This window comes from uncultured Methanobrevibacter sp. (genome assembly GCF_900314695.1).
GTDB lineage: Archaea > Methanobacteriota > Methanobacteria > Methanobacteriales > Methanobacteriaceae > Methanocatella.
Genome location: NZ_OMWD01000026.1, coordinates 12,733 through 30,420, shown reverse-complemented (window position 1 = coordinate 30,420; position 17,688 = coordinate 12,733). Strand labels below are relative to the sequence as shown.

Genomic DNA, 17,688 nt, shown 5'->3' with positions numbered 1-17,688 from the left:
AAAACACTTAAAACTCCATTTAGAGATAATTTTAAAATTAATTATAAACTAATTTAAATAATAAATAATATATAAAGAAATAGAGAGAGCATTTGAAAAATAATATCTTCAGATGCCTTTTTGTGAAATTCATCTCCGACCTTAAAGAGGTCAGAGTATTCTTTCACTATTAAGATAAAATATTTCTGAATATTATGAAAATTATAAAACAGGATACAAAAGAGGGAATTATTGAAGTTGTTCCAGAAACATTGGATGATTTATGGCATTTGTCACATATTGTTGAAGTTGGTGACAATGCATCTTCCAAAACAACACGCCGTATACAGGACAATACTGGAGATAAACTCAGAAGCGATAGGGGAGTTAAAAAAACTTTTTATTTGGGATTAGACATTGAAAATATCAGTTTTCATTTGTTCACAGGTAAATTAAGGTTGACTGGTGTTATCACAAGAGGTCCTGAAGATTTGATTCCACTGGGTTCACACCACACCCTTGAAGTTAAACTTAACACCCCTTTAACAATCAAGAAAGAAAGATGGCCAAAATGGGCAATTAAACGACTTAATCAGGCTATTGATGCATCTAAAAAATTATCTGCAATAATCGTCGTATTGGAAGATGACAATGCAACCTTAGGTTTGATGAGGCAATTCGGAATTGAGTATTATGGTCCTATTAAGGGTCATGTTTCAGGAAAAAGGATAATTGATAAAAACAGACAGAAAAACATTACTCAATTCTATGAAAAGGTAATAGAATCAATTGAAAAATTCGATTCAATACAAAACATCATCATAGCTGGCCCGGGATTTGTTAAAAACGATTTTTATGATTATCTCAAAGAAAAACATAATGATTTGGCAAACATCTCAATTATTGAACCTACTGGCTCTGGAGGCAGGAATGGAATAAGTGAAGTTCTTAAAAAAGGCACAGTTGAAAAATTAACCTCTGAAAATAGGGTTGGCCAGGAAATGGGTGCCATCAATAGGCTATTGGAACAGATAGGTAAAAATTCTTCAAAAATCGCTTATGGGTCAAAAGAAACGAAAAATGCAATAAATCTTGGAGCTGTCAGCGAACTTTTAGTATTGGATACTAAGGTGGCTGATGAAAATATGGGTGATTTGATGGACATGGTTGAAAATATGAAAGGTGAAGTCATGGTCATCAGCAGCGAACATGAAGGAGGCAAGCAACTGGAAAGCTTGGGGGGTATGGCTGCGATTTTAAGGTATGAAATCGCCTGATTTTTGTTGAAATTATTGATATATTAGATTTATATAGAATAAACTATTATAACTTATAATGTATAAGACATTTTTATAATTGTGATATTTATGATGTATCTGTCAGTAATTTTTGCAATGGTTTTTGTTTTTATTCTATCTGCTGTTGGAACAGCAGTATTGAGTATAATTTTTAATTTTTTAGGAAAACAAGGCTATTTGGGCAATTTATATCCTAATGTGCGTGGTGGAATACCTAGAGGAATTGGTTTAGTTCCATTTATTATTTTATCATTTTATTTATTGCCGAAATTCAATAATCTTGTTTTAATCATTGGTGTTTTTGCTTTTATTGACGATATTCTAGGAAGAAAAAAATTCGCCCCATTAGGAATTGAATGGGGGCAACTTTCAAGAGGCATAGGTATAGTTCTGGTAATGATTGTTGGAATTATGGAAGGATTGGGCGTTTCTGCAATTCTCATTGCTTTGATGGTTCAACCTATGAATATTTCAGATATGCAACCTGGGTCTACTTGTATTGTAACAATTATCATGTCTGTTTTAACCATGGGAATAATGTTGTTAATCAATTCTCAACCTGCGGGGGAATTATTGGCTATTTACACACCGTTGCTGATTTTGGTAGTTTGTTTAGGATATTGTCCATTGGATTTCTCTGGTAAAATCATGATGGGTGAAGTTGGAAACCATACATTCGGTGTGGCATTAGGAATCGCATTTTATATTGTTGGCGGATTCTGGTGGCTGTTGTTATTGTTCCTAATCACTACAGCATTAATAGCATTTGTAAGACGCAATACCTTAAAAGTATTCTTCAGACAAAGGTTAGGTTTAATCAATCCTACTTTTGGAGATTATTTCATGGATGTCTTAACCGGCGGAGGATTAGGAGATTTGGTTAGGAAATATGTTTTAAAAGAAAATCAATATCCTGTTACAAGCCCGTTATTAATTTCATTAGGATTTAGAAGATTATTATACAATCCTTATGCAAGACGCCATCCAGATTATCATAACGATGATGTTAAACCAAGAATAATGTTAAGGAGATAAATTATGAAGGCATTATTCATTGTTACTGGTAGGGGATTGGGTGGAGATGCAATGACTGCTCTCAATGCAATGAACGCTCTTGAAAGAAGGGGGGTTACCTGTGAAATAGCATTGGATGCATCTGCTCATGGAACTCTTTTTGAAAAACATGGCTATAATTGGCATAAGATTTCAGTCCCTCATGCTGGCGGACATTCTGCAACAAAATTATCCGCTGCAAAAGGAGCGGCCAAATTAGTTGTTGCAACATTCAAAGCCCGAAACCTTATTAAAAAATTAAAAGTTGATTTTGTAGTTGGTGTTTTGGGTGGTGGAGCTATTGTAGCATCACTTGGAGGTAAATTTGCACGAAAGCCAACATTTTCTTTAATTTCAACACCTCTCGATTCATCATTTTGTCCAAAATTCAATCAATGTTATATTTTGCCAGAATTGGATAAATTCAGATGGGATGAATTACCTGAAAATATGGACAAGGCGTTCTATCCTTTGTCTAAAGATGTTGATGGGGGAGATGCTGAGGTTGCTTTTGAAAAGCTTAAGGAATTTCCTAATTTTGATGAAAACAAAAAAACCATTTTATTTTCTTCAGGATCATCAATTTTTAAAGGAACTATTCGTGCGATGGATTTGACTTTAAAAGAGTTTGGCGATAAGTATAATCTTGTTTTGGTTGGACTTCCGCTTCATGATGAATATATGGATTTGATTGATGAAGAAAAAATCATTTATGCAGGCTACATCACATGGATTAATGATTTATTCAGATATGCTGATTTGGCTGTGTTGACTGATGATGGTGTTTCTCTAGAAGAGGCTTTAGTTGCAAGAACTCCGATTATCGCTTTGACTAAAGTAAAATGGGGAAGATACCAGAATATGGCAGGAGTGTTTAAAGGGGCAATTATCGAATCTGAAGTTGAAGATGTTTGCAAAAGCATAAACGAGGCATTCGAGAATATGGATTCCCTAAAACAAAATGCTGTCAAATATGGTAAGCTCTGCTCTGAAGCCGCTGATGATTTGGCGGACAGAATGTTAAAAAAATTAGAATAGTGGTATTATAACCACATATATTTTATTGTTCTAAAATTTGCATCTGTTGTTGGATGGACTTCCAGGAAATCTCCATAGTCATCCAAGTCGTAATCTTCTCTCATTAAATATGAGAGGTATGCAATATCGCTGGGTGCTGATGGTGATATTGAATTGATTTTGTTGATTTTATTGTTCTTTTTGTCAAATTCAATTTCGGTGTATCCGGTATCTCCAGTTAGGATATTCCAAAATGCACCAGGCCCTGCAATTCCAGGTATTCCAATTGTGGCTTTGTCATCTTCACTGCATTCACTTTTTTCATTTTCAACAAAACCCACTTCCATGTTCAAACTTAATGTTTGTGGAATGCAATGGTAGCTTACTTTATTTGCATAGTTGGCCATATTCCTTGCAGCTGCGATACCCTCCATTCTTGCTACTGGTGTTAGCTTGTATCCTCCGGTCACATCACCTGCAGCATATACACTATCAACATTGGTTTGCATCATTTCATTAACTTTGATTGATTTGTCTTCATTTAATTCTACAAATCCTTCGGCTATTTCACTGTTTGGTGTTCTACCTGTTGCAAAAAATGCAATACCTTCCAGCTCTTCATCATTTTCTGTGATGACTTTATTTTCGCAAACTTCTTTTACATTTGTATTTTCATAAACATTAACTTCAGGAATAATCTTTTTCAGAACATATTTTTTTGTTGTTTCATTAATCTCCTTTAAGAATTCGCTTCTTGCAAGAACATTGACTTCACTTCCAAGAGTTGAATAAATGTTTGCTATTTCACAGGCTATTATTCCTCCACCGATGATATTCAATTTTTCAGGAACATCGTCAAGTTTTAAAATATCTTTGTTGGTTAATCCATAATCGCTGCCTTTAATGTCTGGAATGTATGGACGTGCTCCTGTTGCAATTAACAGGTTGTCATATTCAAAGCTTTCATTATTCACTTTAATTTCATTTCCATCAATACTTGCTTCGCCAAAAATAACCTTGTTTCCTACACTTTCATTTTCTTTCTGCTCTATTGCTCTAAGAGCTTTTTGGGTTGCAGTAATTTTTTCAACTATTTTTTCATAAGAGACTTCAATTTGGCTTTTTAAAAATCCATGATTGTTAAATCTTTTATTCATATCGATAAATTTTGTAATGTCTGTCAATGCACAAATAACCATGCATCCTTCATTTAAGCAAGTTCCGGCTATATGATTTTTTTCAATTAATATAACTTCTTCTCCAAGTTTTCCGAGCTGCATGGAAGCTAATCGTCCTGCAGGCCCTGAACCAATAACAATATTTTTCATAAAATCGCCTATTGTAGATAGTTTTATATAATACTAACTTTTAATAGTAATAATATATTAAAATTTTGGAGATGGAATTATGTGTATTGCAGCACCTGCTCACGTTGTTGAAATTAATAGAGAGGAAAACTGGTTGTATGCTGACTTTGGTGGAGCAAGACAACAAGCAAAATTAGATCTTTTACCTGATGTTGAGGTAGGGGATTATGTTTTAATCCATGCTGGTTTTGCAATTGAAAAATTAACCGAAGAAGCTGCTAAAGAATCTTTAGAAGCTTGGGAAGAACTTTTAGATATTCTTGAAAAAGAAGATGAAGAAATGGAAAAAGCAAGAATGGCTGATTTAGAAAATCAGTAAATAGACACTCTTGTTACTCCTTTTATTTTTAAAAATTCGTTTATTAAATCACCACTAACAGGTTTTTCTGTTATGATTGTTAATGATGGGGCTTTTTGAAGCTCAGTATCTTCAGCATAAGCTTGTCTTATGCCGATTCCTTTTTTTGAAATTAAATTTGCTGTTGCACCTAGTATTCCTTCACTTTCAGATCCTACTTCTATTTCTATTACGCCCAATTCTAGATTTTTTGCAATATTTTTTAAAAGTGTTCCTGCGGGGATGATATTGTTGAATAAATTGTATAATTCCTCATCCTCCTTTATGACGTTTATGGTAGATTTGATTACTCGTCTATCTACATCGGTAGCAGTAGCTAATGCTTTATCACTTATTTTTAGATTGCCGCAATAAATTTTGCCGTCATCATTTAAAGATAATCCCAGTTCAATCATTTTTTCAGCAACTCTTATTCGTGCCGGATATTTTTTGAACTTTTCGTTGATTTTTTCCCACATAAATATCATTATTCCAACTTTTTGTACATTGGTGATAAATTATGTTGAAAATACTATATAAAATTAGTCACTATTTGAAAATTCAGTCTTTTAAAGAAAAAATTGTCATGTAAAAAGAAAATATTGCAAAAATCAGTTAAAAGTAGGCTAGATGGGATTCGAACCCATGACCTCCCGGTTATCAGCCGAGCGCGCTAACCAAGCTGTGCCACTAGCCTATAAAAAAATATCTTTGACAGTTAACTGTCAACACTTATACTTATATTAATAGCTATATATAATCTTTTCGGTTTTTTGAAGATTATATATAGAATTAAATAAGTTTTAAAAAAATTATCTGTTAATCATTTCGTTAATGGAGTCAGCCATGGCATGTCCTTCAACGATGATTTTTACTTTTTCAATACCTTCAACGTTCTCAGCTCTAATTTTTGCATCAGCCGCAATACGGGTGATACTCATACAGCCTGGGTTGGTAGGTTTGAGTATAATTTCAGCTTGATCGCCATCTACGGTAATATCTTGTACAATACCCATTTCTACAATACTGATTCCCATGTGAGGGTCATTAATTACAGAAACAGCATCTTTAATATCATTCACTAAATCTTCTGACATATTTAGTCTCCTATTTTTGTTGTATTTATAATTATTATTAATGACATTTATATATGTTTTGTTTATATTTTAGGCAATGGTTTGAATTCATTTGACTCGGTGTTTTATTTTCACGCCAATTCCATTGCCGCATTCTTCCATTTCACGGCCGGTCATTATGGCTTTTCCAACACCCACTACTGTGTCATCTTTAACAACCACAACCTCATCATTTGGAATAATTTTGTGGTCTGCTTTTTTAATCCCTGGCGCAAATACAGTATTGGTTTCTAAATTAAAATCAATATTGACGATATGAATTCCCAAATCTTTTAAAATTTCTCCGCCAGGTAAATTTAATCTGAATAATCCATGATCTTTATTAAGTAAAGCCAACTGCTTTCCATCAGACAATATCCTTTTGTGATACATTCCCTTGGTTTTTACATTATCTGGAATAAACTCATAAGCGTTTTCTCCAAATTGATACATTGCAATGGAACGTAATTCATGCAAAGTCTTTTCTCTTCTGTTTACTCGTTGGTGCTTTTTAAGTTCCATCCTTAGGTTATAAAGTGAATCAGGTGATGTTGGTCTTTCATCTACACAAACATTAACAAAATCATCAACATATTGTTCACAAGATTCCAAATAACCTCCTGCAAGATTTGCAATAACTGTTTTCCCTTCACAATATTTTCTGATTAGCTTTCCGCTTTCATCAATTTCATCCTGTGACCATGAGCCGGTTGTACTTACATCATATGACTGAATTGGAAAAGTATTTTCAAGCTCTCTAGGACAGATTCCAAATGGGGATGTAACAATAAGCTCCTGAAATGACCTTGTGATTTTTCTAAACTTTTGGTGTGATTTGGAATTGGAATAAGGCTTTTTCATACTGCAAGGCAATAAAACGACAGTGTCTCCAAGAGGTTTCATCATTTCCATCCTTTGTCTCCACCTTACAGCTTCTGGGCGGTATAAAGACTCTTCACTTGAACATATTACTTTCATACTTATTCCTCAAAAGATTTAATTAATTCTTCATCTAATTTAAGCAACCTTTCAATGTTGTCGTCGCTATCATCAATTCTTCTTTTCCATTTTTTGATAACAAAATCAATATCAACTTCTTTACTGCCACTAACCAGATTGTCCGCATGTGCAACAATCTTTTCTTCAAGGGTTTGTGGAATGTATGATTTCACTGGAAGACCAAGTTTTTCTGCTTCGCTTTCAGTAATTCCAGCACCAATGTGCCTTTCGATAATATTCAATACATCTTTATCATAACCGTAATTCTGGGCAATCTTCACTCCTTCGATTGCGTGGGTTATGTCATGTGTTTTGGATCTTCCAATATCATGCAGCAAAGCACCTTTCCTAATTAGGTCTTCATCCACATTATCAAAATTAGCAGCTATTTCCATAGCTTTTTTATAAACAGCTTCACAATGTTCTATGACATTATTGGGAGTTCCTTCCTGTTTAAGCAATTCAATTTCCATTTTCATATTAGTTTTTCACTTTTTCATTGAAGGAATTAAAATTACTTTCAACCATTTTAATGTCTTCTTTAAGCTGTTTAATGTTGGCTTCGTTGTCTTGGAATTCTAGTTCTTCGCCACATGCAGGGCATAGGAATTCATAATCTGAAGCTTCATCAAAATCAAGTCTCACATGACCTTGCGGGCATATGAAAAACATATTATTTTCTTCACGTTCTAATTCATCATTCAGCATTTTCAAATATTTTTCAGAATCTTTTCTAATACGTGAAATAACTTCTTCAGTTTCAAATTTCCAAGAATATGTAAACCATTGAGTTTCAGGGTCTTTACTTCTTTTATAACTAGCTAATCCCATATCATAAAGTCTGTAAAGAATTTTTCTAACAATATTTAATTTAATTCCAGTTTTTTTAGCTATTTCTTCATCGGTTTCAATTCCGTCAATTAAAGATTGAATAATAGGTAAATTGCTTTCATCTTCAACAACATTGGTTAATAAGGTCTTTACTAATGGATCATCTATCATTTAATTTCCCCTAAATCTCATTATCATATTGTTATCTAAACTGAAAATATAAAAAAATAAACAAATAGTAATTATGATAACTTATAAAATTAATGTTTAGTTATATCTTTTTTATTATAAAAATATAACTAATTTTTTAAAATTTAATAGTCTTTTAAAATGTCAAGTAAATTTTCTGTGATGTAGTCAACTTCATCATCTGTTAACTTGGAATAAATAGGCAAACTCAATTCATTTTTAAACAGATTGTATGCATTAGGGTAATCCTTAATGTCAAAACCTAGGTTTTTATATGCTGTTAATAATGGGAGCGGTTTGTAGTGAACGTTTGTACTTATCCCTCTCTCTTCCATTTTAACTATGATTTCATTTCTCTCTTCAAGTGTTATGCCTTCAATCCTTGTGAGATACAGATGTCCGGAAGATCTCATTGATTCGGTTTTATGGATTGGTATTATGATTTTTGAGTCTTTAAAGGCAGCATCATACTTGTCGATGATTTCATGTCTTCGGGTAAGCATTGAGTCATATCTTTTTATTTGTCCAAGACCAATTCCTGCCTGAACATCAGTCATATTGCATTTATACGCTGGAATTAAAATATCATATTCCCAAGACCCCTTTTGTGTTTTTTCCAAGGCGTCTTTGGTTTGACCGTGTAGGGATAGAATCTGATATTTTTTGTATACCTTTTCATTATCCAATCCGTCGTGGTTTTTCCAGGTTACCGCTCCACCTTCGGCGGTTGTCAGGTTTTTAACTGCATGGAATGAAAAGCATGTGAAGTCAGCTAAGCTTCCTGATTTTTTACCTTCTTTTATTGCTCCAAAACCGTGAGCGGAGTCTGCAACAACAATGATTCTGTTAAAAATTTCCTGGATTTCATTGTTGGCTTCAAATAATTCTTTTTTATCTTCAATTATTTCGAATATCTTATCATAATCGCATAATATTCCTGCAATGTCAACAGGAATTATTGCTTTTGTTTTATCAGTAATTGCATCTGCCATTAATGAATAATCCATTTCTTCTCTGTCTTTTTGACTGTCAATCATTATTGGGGTGGCTCCAACATGACAAATGACGCTGCATGTTGCAGTGTAGGTATATGCAGGTACAATTACTTCATCGCCTTTGCCAATGCCCAATAATCTCAAGGTCATTTCTAAAGCGGTAGTTGCTGCGCTTAAACAAACGGTCTTGTCAGTGTCACAGTACTCGCTTATTTTTCTTTCAAATTCTTTTGTTTTTGGTCCGGTTGTAATCCAACCTGATTTTAAAGCTTCAACTACTTCTTCAATTTCTTCATCTGTAATGTCTGGGGGTGAAAATGGTATATTCATATTTTATCTCCGTTAATTTCTTCAGGACTTTTATAAGTAGGAACACATTCTTTTAATGTGTTTTTGATTTGTTCCTTGTCGGTTATGTCATTATCAATCAAATATTGCAATGAATCTAATTTAACTTGGATATCGTCCATTGTAAAGTTCATTGGCTCTGTAATAAATATCTTCTCGTGATTGGTCTTTTCAAGATTTTCCTCATCCATCAATAGTTCTTCATATATCTTTTCTCCAGGTCTTAAGCCGGTTATCTCAATATCTATGTCTGTGCCTAGTTTCAATCCGGACAATTCAATAAGACTTTTTGCAAGGTCATAAATTTTAACTGGCTCACCCATATTCAATACGAAGATTTCCCCACCTTTTGCATAGGTTATTGACTGTAATACTAAAGCCACGGCTTCAGGTATTGTCATAAAGAATCTTGTAATGTCTTTGTGGGTTACGGTTACAGGACCTCCCTCCTTGATTTGCCTTTTGAATAATGGCACTACGGACCCGTTACTTCCTAAGACATTTCCGAAACGAACGGCAACATATTCGGTTTCACTTTCTTTGTCTTTTGCTTGTATAATCATTTCACACATTCTTTTGGTTGCGCCCATTACATTTGTCGGATTGACCGCTTTGTCTGTTGAGATTAAAATGAATCGTTTTGTTTTATACTTGTCACATGCGTTCACTAGATTATATGTTCCAAACACATTATTTTTAACAGCTTCTGAAGGATTGTTTTCCATTAGTGGCACGTGCTTATGTGCTGCGGCATGGAAAACGACTTCTGGAGAAAATTCTTCAAATAAGTCAAACATTCTCTGTTCATCCCTAATATTTGCAATGATTGCTTTGATATCGCTATTGGGATATTTTCCTTTTAATTCCAATTCAATATTATATAAACTGTTTTCATAAATGTCTAACATTAATAATTGCTTTGGATCATGCAGCATTATCTGTCTGCATAACTCTTCACCGATGGATCCTCCTCCGCCTGTCACCAAAACGGTTTTGCCATGGATTAGGCTTTTAATATTGTTATTGTCGAGTTCAATAGGGTCTCTTCCAAGCAAATCTTCAATTTCAACATCTCTTAGGCTGCTGTAGAGATTTTCTTGGGTAATCAATTCCTTTAAACTTGGCAGAACTTTGATTTCAGCACCTGTCTTGCTGCAGATTTCAAGAATTTCCTTTTTATTTTTATTGTCAATATTCACTATGGTAAAGAAGATTGAATCGATATTGTATTTCTCACAGATTCTTTCAATGTCGTTTCTGGTACCTATGATTCTTACTCCTGCAACAGAGTATCCTACACGTTTTCTGTTATCGTCGATGATTCCTATAATTTCATATCTTCCTTTTAGTGTAGTATTCAATGTGCCTATTATGTCGTTTGCTGAATAGCCTCCTCCGATGATTAATAGTTTCTTTTTGTTTTCAGGAGTGTAATTTATTTCTTTATTGGCAATATCTGATAATAACATATATTTTATAACCAAACGTATTACTATTATGATAATACCGATAATAAGGCTCACAGCCAAATTAAATTTGATTGAAGGGTTTTTCATTTTTAATATGAGCTCTTCAATTACGGATACGATTAGTATTGAAACGATTGAAAGGAGTATGTATATTATATAGTCTTGATTATTTTCGTATCTGACAATATTGGAGTATCTTTTTGTAACTCTAAAAACACTCTGGAAAATTATAATCGCCAATATTATACTGATTATAAGTTCATTTCTTGTAACTGCACTTGTGGGATTCATTAAAAATGAATCTGTAATCAATACAGATGCAAAATAGTACCCTAAAATGATGGCAATACAATCTGCCAAGGGCAATAAGAAATTCCTATATTTACCTAACGTATCTATTTTCATCAAGACCAATCCTTTAAGTTTAACTCTTAAAAAATAATCGTTTCATATTATTGTTTAAGCATTTCTATTTATATAAAATATTTAATATAAAATTTTTCTTGAATGTCCATATTTTGGCATTATCTTGAGGGTGTGGTTTATAATTGTCTTTTTCGGATAATCACTGCGGGGGTGTGGGTAATTGAATCCAATGCTTCAACGGTTACTTCATCCATTTCTGTGCCTAAAACGGCTTTTACACTATGTATTGTTTTCATTTCTGTGGAAAGTGATTTCTGATAGTCTTCTGCAATATTGGCAATTTTCAAACCTTCTTCAACGCTGATTTTTTCACTGCAGCCTAATGGTGTTGAACCCATATTTTCTGACAGTTGTCCTTTGAAGTATCCGAAAAATCCCTTGTCGGCTTCAATTCCATCAATTGCAATGGGAAGGCCGGTAAAATATTTTCCATTTTTCATATATGTTGCATCGGTGTCAATAATAAGTACGCAAACGTCTTTTCCTATTTCATCTTTAATTTCCTTTGCAACCTTTTCCGGATTTTCAGGGAGTAGAGAAACGTAGGTTCCGGGAGCATTACTCAAATCAATTCCTGCTTCTGAAGCAGGTTTCAATGCATGCTTCATTCCATATAACTGAAGCACCACTTCCTTATGTGCTTTTGTCTCTTCCGGCAACTTCCGAAGATTCTTGATGGTTCGTTCTTTGATTCCCAAGGCAGGTCCCAAAACATATCCCCAAAGATATTTGCTCCAAAAGGTTGTTAGAAATTTTGCAGTCAATGACGGATTGTATTTGGATTCATCCACTAATCTATTTTGTGAAACTGAAATTGGTGTTTCAGCTATCACTAAATAATCGCCATCTTCCATTAATTCTTTTGCAGGATAAATTATTGAATTTAAATTTTCATTTGGTTTAATGTAGCCTGTTTCAATGGGAATTACGATGTAATCTCCATTTATTATATGTTTTATATTTTTCAGTTCATCACTCTTCATAAAAATCTTTTTAAAACCAGTTGTTTAATATATTAATATAGTAAGTTATTTTATTTTATAAGTTTTTGGAAGTGTCGATATGTCAAGAAAGTTTATAACATATTTTGATAAGGAAGGTAATGATTATACTGATGAATTAATTTTGGCTGTTAAAGATAGATTGGAATTATCTGATCAAATTAAACATATTGTTATTGCTTCTGCATCAGGAAAATCTGCATTGAAGCTTGCAGATGCTGTGGGTGATCAGGTTAAAATCATCAATGTAACTCATCATTGTGGTTTTAGCGGTCCTAATGAATCTGATATTTCTGATGAAATGATTAAAAAGTTAGAAGATGAAGGAATTGTAACTTACTTTGGATTACATGCATTTAGTGGGGCTGCAAGAGGTGTAACTAATAAATATGGTGGATATTCTCCATTGGATGTGGTTGCAGATACTTTTAGAATGTTTTCCCATGGTATTAAAGTGGCGGCTGAAATTTCAATAATGGCTGCTGATGCAGGTTTAATTCCTGTTGGTGAAGAAATTATTGCAATTGGTGGAAGAGGTCATGGTGTTGATAGTGCAGTTATTTTAACTCCTGCCAATGCTAAAAACTTGTTTGACTTGGAATTCCATGAAATTATTGCAATGCCTAGGGATTAATTAATATATTTTATAATAATATATTTTTTCCATATTTTCTTAAAAGTAGTTGCATTTAAATATTAGTTGCAATAGAAATATTTAACAATTATTTTAATAGCAGAGTATGTGGGGTTAATTTGTGAAATTTATAGATGATGCAATAAAAGAATCTGAACAAAGAATGGAAGAAAAAACACCCGAAAAAATCTCCTCAGATATTGATGATGAGCTTATTAGTATAATGGATGGTGTTAAAACTAAAATTTTCGTTGTTGGTGCTGGTGGAGCAGGTAACAACACTATTTCAAGATTAAATGAAATGGGTATCGAAGGAGCAACTACAATTGCAGTAAATACTGATGCTCAAGATTTATTTTATAGCCAATCTAGTAAAAAAATATTATTAGGTAGACAAACTTCAAAAGGATTGGGTGCAGGTGGAGAACCATCTGTAGGTGAAGAATGTGCTGAAGAAAGCGAAGATGAAATCAGAGAAGAATTAGTGGGTGCAGACATGGTATTTGTCACCTGCGGTCTTGGTGGAGGAACAGGTACTGGTTCAGCTCCCATCATTTCAAAATTAGCTAAAAAATTAGGTGCATTGACTGTTGCTGTTGCAACATTACCATTTTCTGCTGAAGGAATTAAAAGAAGGGAAAATGCGGAACAAGGTTTAGAAAAACTTCAAGAATCTGCAGACACCGTTATTATTATCCCTAATGATAAATTATTAGAAGTTGCACCAAACTTACCTTTAAATAAAGCTTTCATGGTTTCTGATGAAATTTTAGGAAGAGCAGTTAAAGGAATTACTGAATTAATCACTAAAAGAGGTCTTGTAAGTTTAGACTTTGCAGATATTAGAAGTATCATGAGTGGCTCTGGAATGGCTATGATTGGTATGGGTGAATCTGATTCTGGCGACAGAGCATTGGAATCTGTACATGAAGCATTAAGTAGCCCATTACTTGATATTGATATTTCAAACGCTACTGGTGCATTAGTTAACATATCAGGTAGTTCTGACTTAACTTTACATGAAGCTGAAAAAATTGTCCAAGTTGTTGCTGATAAATTGGATCCTGAAGCTAACATTATTTGGGGTACTCAAATTGATGAAAGTCTTCAAAATACTGTTAGGACCACTGTGGTTGTTTCAGGCATTAAATCTGATTATGACTCTGATAATGAGCCAGATATCGAATATACTAATGATGTTTCAGAATCAGATGCAGCTAGTGATCAACTAGATGATTTTATTGATGGAATTTTCTAATTCTATCTTATTATTTTTTTTGAAAAATGCAAACATTTATTAATGTTTAAATTATAAATTATTTTATTACTATTATTTTATTATAATTCATTAAACTATGACTTCATAGTTTTTTTAATTTTGGGTATTTAAAATGAATGTACAAGAACGTTTTGATAAATTTGTTAAAGACAGTAAAAGAGTATTAAAAGTATCTAGAAAACCTGATGCACAAGAATATAGAGAACTTGCTAAAGTTTCTGCAATTGGTGTAGTTATTATTGGTGTAATGGGTTTTGTAATAGTTTTACTCGGTTCATTAATAGGATTATAAACCTATTAATCATCTCTTTTAATCCAAGGCAATTATAATAAAATTTTGTAATAATTTTATCTTGTTTTAGATTTTCACTGTCAAGTAAAATCTATAAGCTATTGATATTATTAGAACCTAGGGAAGCTGGGGGATAGCTTAGTCAATTTTCACAATTTTGTGAATTACCTAAGAATCTGCAATTATATTGCAGGCTTCAAATAACTTTTAACTTAATGTATGATTTTATTAACTAGTAAAAATAGGTGAATTTTTCATGGAAGATACTAATAGTTCCATATATGCTCTTAAAACCTCTGCAGGTCAAGAAAGGAATGTTGCCAGGTTGCTTGCTCGTAAGGCCAGAACTATTGATGGCATAGGCATTTCATCAATTCTTGTTCCAGAATCTTTAAAAGGGTATATTTTAGTTGAATCATCAACAAAAATAGATCTCAGAAATCCTGACTTAAAAGTACAACATTTAAGAGGGGTTGTAGAAGGTAGTGTTGGTATTACTTTCGAAGAAGTAAAAAGATTCTTGAAACCAGAGCCAATTATTTCCTCAATTCAGAAAGGAAGTATTGTTGAGCTTATTTCTGGACCGTTCAAAGGTGAAAGGGCGAAAGTGGTTCGTATTGATGAATCACGTGAAGAAGTCGTCCTTGAGTTAATAGAAGCAGCAGTACCAATTCCGGTTACTGTTAAAGCTGATCAAATTAGAATAATTCAAAAGGAGGCTGACTGATGGCTAAAGATACAGTCGAAGTTCTTATCGAAGGTGGAACTGCTACTCCAGGACCACCATTAGGACCTGCTTTAGGACCTTTCGGTATTAACATGATGCAAGTTGTTGAAGAAATCAACAAAAAAAGCGCTGACTTTGCAGGAATGAAAGTGCCTGTTAAAGTTACCATTGATAGAGATACTAAAGATTTCGAAATTGAAATCGGTACTCCACCAACAACTGCACTTATCATGGAGGAATTAGGCATCGAAAAAGCTTCTCACGAACCAGGTTTAGACATTGTAAATGACTTACCTATTGAAACTGCTTTAAAAATTACCAGAATGAAATTCGATTCATTACTTGCAAATGATTACAAAGCAGGTGTTAAAGAAGTTATGGGAACCTGTGTAAGTATGGGATTATCTGTTGATGGTAAAGACCCAAGAGAAGCACAAAAAGCTGTAGATGCTGGAGAATATGATGATATCTTAGCAGAATAGATATCATTTTTTAAAATTTAATTAAGTTAATAAATACAGTGTATATGATGTTATAATTGCGATTATAATTGATATACTGTTTTTAATTCATGCAATCGTTTAAGAATTTTTTTCTTAGTAATCGATTCTCATGAAACCAAATGTAAACCATTGAACAATAATGTTCATGGGGGATGAATATGACACAAGATGTAGTTAACGCGGTGAAGGAGGCTAAAGAACAATCAAAGCCGAGAAACTTCACTGAGTCCGTAGATATTATTATTAATATCCGTGACTTAGATGTCAAAAAGCCAGAAAATAGGTTTAATGAGGAAGTTACTCTTCCTAACGGCCGTGGCAAAGATGTTAAAATCGGAGTCATAGCTGATGGGGAACTCATTGTTCAAGCTAAAAATGCTGGTCTCGATCTTGTAATCAACAAAAGTGATTTAGAAGAGTTTGGAAAAGACAGAAAATCCGCTAAAAAAGCAGCAAATTCTGTTGATTTCTTTGTAGCTCAAGCTGATATGATGCCACTCGTTGGTAGATTCTTAGGTCCAGTTCTTGGTCCTCGTGGAAAAATGCCAAAACCAGTGCCTGCAAGTATCAAACTTGACCCTCTTTTAGAAAGATTACAAAGTACTGTTAAAGTTGGTGTAAAACAACAAGCTAGTGTTCAAATTGTTGTTGGAAGCCAAGACATGTCAGACGAAGACATAGCTGAAAACATTGAAACTGTTCTTACAGTCCTAGACCGCAATTTAGAAAAAGGAAGAAGTCAAATCAAGTCCATGTTTATAAAAACAACTATGGGACCAGTAGTGAGGGTGATCTAATGGCTCATGTTGCTGAATGGAAAAAGGAAGAAGTTAAAGAGCTTTCAGAAATCATTAATCAATACGATGTTATTGGTATTGTGGATTTAATGAACATTCCTGCAAAACAGCTCCAAGAAATGAGGAAATCCCTCAACGAAAAAGCTGTTATCAGAATGTCTAAAAAGAATCTCATTGATTTAGCTCTTGAAGATTGTAATGCTGATAAAAACAACATTGTTGATTTATCTGGACATATGGATGGTCAAGTTGCAATTATTGCAACCGAAATGAACCCTTTCAAATTGTTCAAAATATTAGAAGACAGCAAAACATCAGCTCCTGCAAAACCAGGAACTATTGCTCCTGATGATATTATTGTACCTGAAGGGGACACTGGATTTGAACCAGGGCCATTCTTAGGTGAATTACAACAAGTTGGAATTCCTGCAAAAATTGATAAAGGTAAAATCTGCGTACAAAAAGAAACTGTTGTTGTTGCAGCAGGTGATGAAGTATCTAAACAAGTAGCAGCTACCTTGGCAAGAATGGATATTAATCCGATGGAAGTAGGAATTGATTTAAAAGCAGTATACGAAGAAGGATCTGTTTATACTTCCGATGTACTTGCAATCGACGAAGAACAAACATTAGCAGATGTACAAAAAGCATTTTCAGGTGCATTCAACTTGTCTGTTAATGCAGCTATACCTACTACAAAAACTATTTCCACAATATTGTCTCTCGCACATACCAGAGCTGTCAGCGTTGGTGTAGAAGGAGCTATATTAACTTCCAAAACTTCAGAACCAATTCTTGGTCTTGTTAACGCTAGAATGTTAGCTATTGCTTCTGCAATTGCTGATACTGAAGGCGCAATTGACGATGAATTAGCAGATAAACTTTCTAATGTTGCTGTAGCAGCTGCTCCAGTAGTAGAAGAGGAAGTTGTTGAAGAAGAGGAAGAAGAGGAAGAAGAAGAAAGTAGTGAAGAAGAAGCAGCAGCTGGGTTAGGAGCTCTCTTCGGTTAAATTAATTAATTAAAATTTTTAT

General features: G+C 33.6%; 20 protein-coding genes and 1 tRNA gene. 11 read left to right on the top strand and 10 right to left on the bottom strand.

The window, feature by feature from the left end; genetic code table 11:
• Positions 1–194 precede the first annotated feature (194 nt).
• From QZN45_RS08820 to QZN45_RS08810, 3 genes are all read left to right on the top strand, one after another.
• Complete coding sequence (locus QZN45_RS08820; RefSeq protein ID WP_296812499.1) at positions 195–1,256, top strand: mRNA surveillance protein pelota; 1,062 nt, start codon at positions 195–197, stop codon at positions 1,254–1,256.
• Positions 1,257–1,346: 90 nt separating this feature from the next.
• The gene (locus QZN45_RS08815) at positions 1,347–2,312 is read left to right on the top strand and encodes a cell wall biosynthesis protein (RefSeq protein ID WP_296812497.1); all 966 of its coding nucleotides are present in this window, start codon (positions 1,347–1,349) and stop codon (positions 2,310–2,312) included.
• Between the two features lie 3 nt (positions 2,313–2,315).
• A complete protein-coding gene (locus QZN45_RS08810) occupies positions 2,316–3,368 on the top strand; it encodes a glycosyltransferase (protein WP_296812494.1) in 1,053 nt (350 codons plus the stop codon).
• A 5-nt stretch (positions 3,369–3,373) separates the two neighbouring features.
• Here the strand turns inward: QZN45_RS08810 and QZN45_RS08805 are convergent, their stop codons facing one another.
• Positions 3,374–4,675: an NAD(P)/FAD-dependent oxidoreductase gene (locus QZN45_RS08805; RefSeq protein WP_296812492.1), complete on the bottom strand. Its 1,302-nt coding sequence runs from the start codon at positions 4,673–4,675 to the stop codon at positions 3,374–3,376.
• 79 nt (positions 4,676–4,754) lie between these two features.
• On the opposite strand from QZN45_RS08805, the gene QZN45_RS08800 reads away from it, so the two are divergent.
• Positions 4,755–5,033: a HypC/HybG/HupF family hydrogenase formation chaperone gene (locus QZN45_RS08800; protein WP_292605986.1), complete on the top strand. Its 279-nt coding sequence runs from the start codon at positions 4,755–4,757 to the stop codon at positions 5,031–5,033.
• Here the strand turns inward: QZN45_RS08800 and QZN45_RS08795 are convergent.
• The 9 genes from QZN45_RS08795 to QZN45_RS08755 all read right to left on the bottom strand — a co-directional run bounded on the left by QZN45_RS08795 (position 5,027) and on the right by QZN45_RS08755 (position 12,406).
• Positions 5,027–5,542 carry an amino acid-binding protein gene (locus QZN45_RS08795; RefSeq protein WP_292606001.1) on the bottom strand — a complete coding sequence of 172 codons (516 nt, stop codon included), beginning with the start codon at positions 5,540–5,542 and terminating at the stop codon, positions 5,027–5,029. The genes QZN45_RS08800 and QZN45_RS08795 overlap by 7 nt on opposite strands.
• Positions 5,543–5,673: 131 nt before the next feature.
• Positions 5,674–5,748 (bottom strand) — tRNA-Ile (locus QZN45_RS08790).
• 115 nt (positions 5,749–5,863) lie between these two features.
• Positions 5,864–6,148, bottom strand: a complete 285-nt coding sequence (locus QZN45_RS08785) for a metal-sulfur cluster assembly factor (protein ID WP_292605984.1) — start codon at positions 6,146–6,148, stop codon at positions 5,864–5,866.
• A gap of 87 nt (positions 6,149–6,235) precedes the next feature.
• On the bottom strand, positions 6,236–7,144 hold the full coding sequence (locus tag QZN45_RS08780) for a DUF5591 domain-containing protein (protein WP_296812490.1): 909 nt from the start codon (positions 7,142–7,144) through the stop codon (positions 6,236–6,238).
• Positions 7,145–7,146: 2 nt separating this feature from the next.
• Positions 7,147–7,638, bottom strand: a complete 492-nt coding sequence (locus QZN45_RS08775) for a TIGR00295 family protein (protein WP_292605999.1) — start codon at positions 7,636–7,638, stop codon at positions 7,147–7,149.
• A 7-nt stretch (positions 7,639–7,645) separates the two neighbouring features.
• Positions 7,646–8,167 (bottom strand): transcription factor E, encoded by a 522-nt coding sequence (gene tfe, locus QZN45_RS08770; RefSeq protein WP_292882533.1) that lies wholly within the window; start codon positions 8,165–8,167, stop codon positions 7,646–7,648.
• A 143-nt stretch (positions 8,168–8,310) separates the two neighbouring features.
• On the bottom strand, positions 8,311–9,510 hold the full coding sequence (locus QZN45_RS08765) for a DegT/DnrJ/EryC1/StrS aminotransferase family protein (RefSeq protein WP_296812488.1): 1,200 nt from the start codon (positions 9,508–9,510) through the stop codon (positions 8,311–8,313).
• On the bottom strand, positions 9,507–11,402 hold the full coding sequence (locus QZN45_RS08760) for a nucleoside-diphosphate sugar epimerase/dehydratase (RefSeq protein WP_296812487.1): 1,896 nt from the start codon (positions 11,400–11,402) through the stop codon (positions 9,507–9,509). Before QZN45_RS08760 ends, QZN45_RS08765 begins: the two co-directional genes overlap by 4 nt.
• 137 nt (positions 11,403–11,539) lie before the next feature.
• Positions 11,540–12,406, bottom strand: a complete 867-nt coding sequence (locus tag QZN45_RS08755; RefSeq protein WP_292882524.1) for a coenzyme F420-0:L-glutamate ligase — start codon at positions 12,404–12,406, stop codon at positions 11,540–11,542.
• Between the two features lie 79 nt (positions 12,407–12,485).
• On the opposite strand from QZN45_RS08755, the gene QZN45_RS08750 reads away from it, so the two are divergent.
• The 7 genes from QZN45_RS08750 to QZN45_RS08720 all read left to right on the top strand — a co-directional run bounded on the left by QZN45_RS08750 (position 12,486) and on the right by QZN45_RS08720 (position 17,666).
• On the top strand, positions 12,486–13,058 hold the full coding sequence (locus tag QZN45_RS08750; RefSeq protein WP_292882521.1) for a pyruvate kinase alpha/beta domain-containing protein: 573 nt from the start codon (positions 12,486–12,488) through the stop codon (positions 13,056–13,058).
• A gap of 121 nt (positions 13,059–13,179) precedes the next feature.
• Positions 13,180–14,316 carry a cell division protein FtsZ gene (gene ftsZ, locus QZN45_RS08745; protein WP_292605969.1) on the top strand — a complete coding sequence of 379 codons (1,137 nt, stop codon included), beginning with the start codon at positions 13,180–13,182 and terminating at the stop codon, positions 14,314–14,316.
• A gap of 133 nt (positions 14,317–14,449) precedes the next feature.
• Positions 14,450–14,629 (top strand): protein translocase SEC61 complex subunit gamma, encoded by a 180-nt coding sequence (locus QZN45_RS08740; RefSeq protein ID WP_292882519.1) that lies wholly within the window; start codon positions 14,450–14,452, stop codon positions 14,627–14,629.
• A 256-nt stretch (positions 14,630–14,885) separates the two neighbouring features.
• Positions 14,886–15,356 (top strand): transcription elongation factor Spt5, encoded by a 471-nt coding sequence (locus QZN45_RS08735; RefSeq protein WP_292605964.1) that lies wholly within the window; start codon positions 14,886–14,888, stop codon positions 15,354–15,356.
• The gene (locus tag QZN45_RS08730; protein WP_292882517.1) at positions 15,356–15,838 is read left to right on the top strand and encodes a 50S ribosomal protein L11; all 483 of its coding nucleotides are present in this window, start codon (positions 15,356–15,358) and stop codon (positions 15,836–15,838) included. The genes QZN45_RS08735 and QZN45_RS08730 overlap by 1 nt, the downstream gene beginning before the upstream one ends.
• 179 nt (positions 15,839–16,017) lie before the next feature.
• Positions 16,018–16,656, top strand: coding sequence for a 50S ribosomal protein L1 (locus QZN45_RS08725; protein ID WP_292882514.1), 639 nt, complete (start codon positions 16,018–16,020; stop codon positions 16,654–16,656).
• Entirely contained in the window at positions 16,656–17,666 is a 1,011-nt protein-coding gene (locus QZN45_RS08720) for a 50S ribosomal protein L10 (protein ID WP_292882511.1), read from the top strand. Before QZN45_RS08725 ends, QZN45_RS08720 begins: the two co-directional genes overlap by 1 nt.
• The last annotated feature ends 22 nt before the right edge of the window (positions 17,667–17,688 follow it).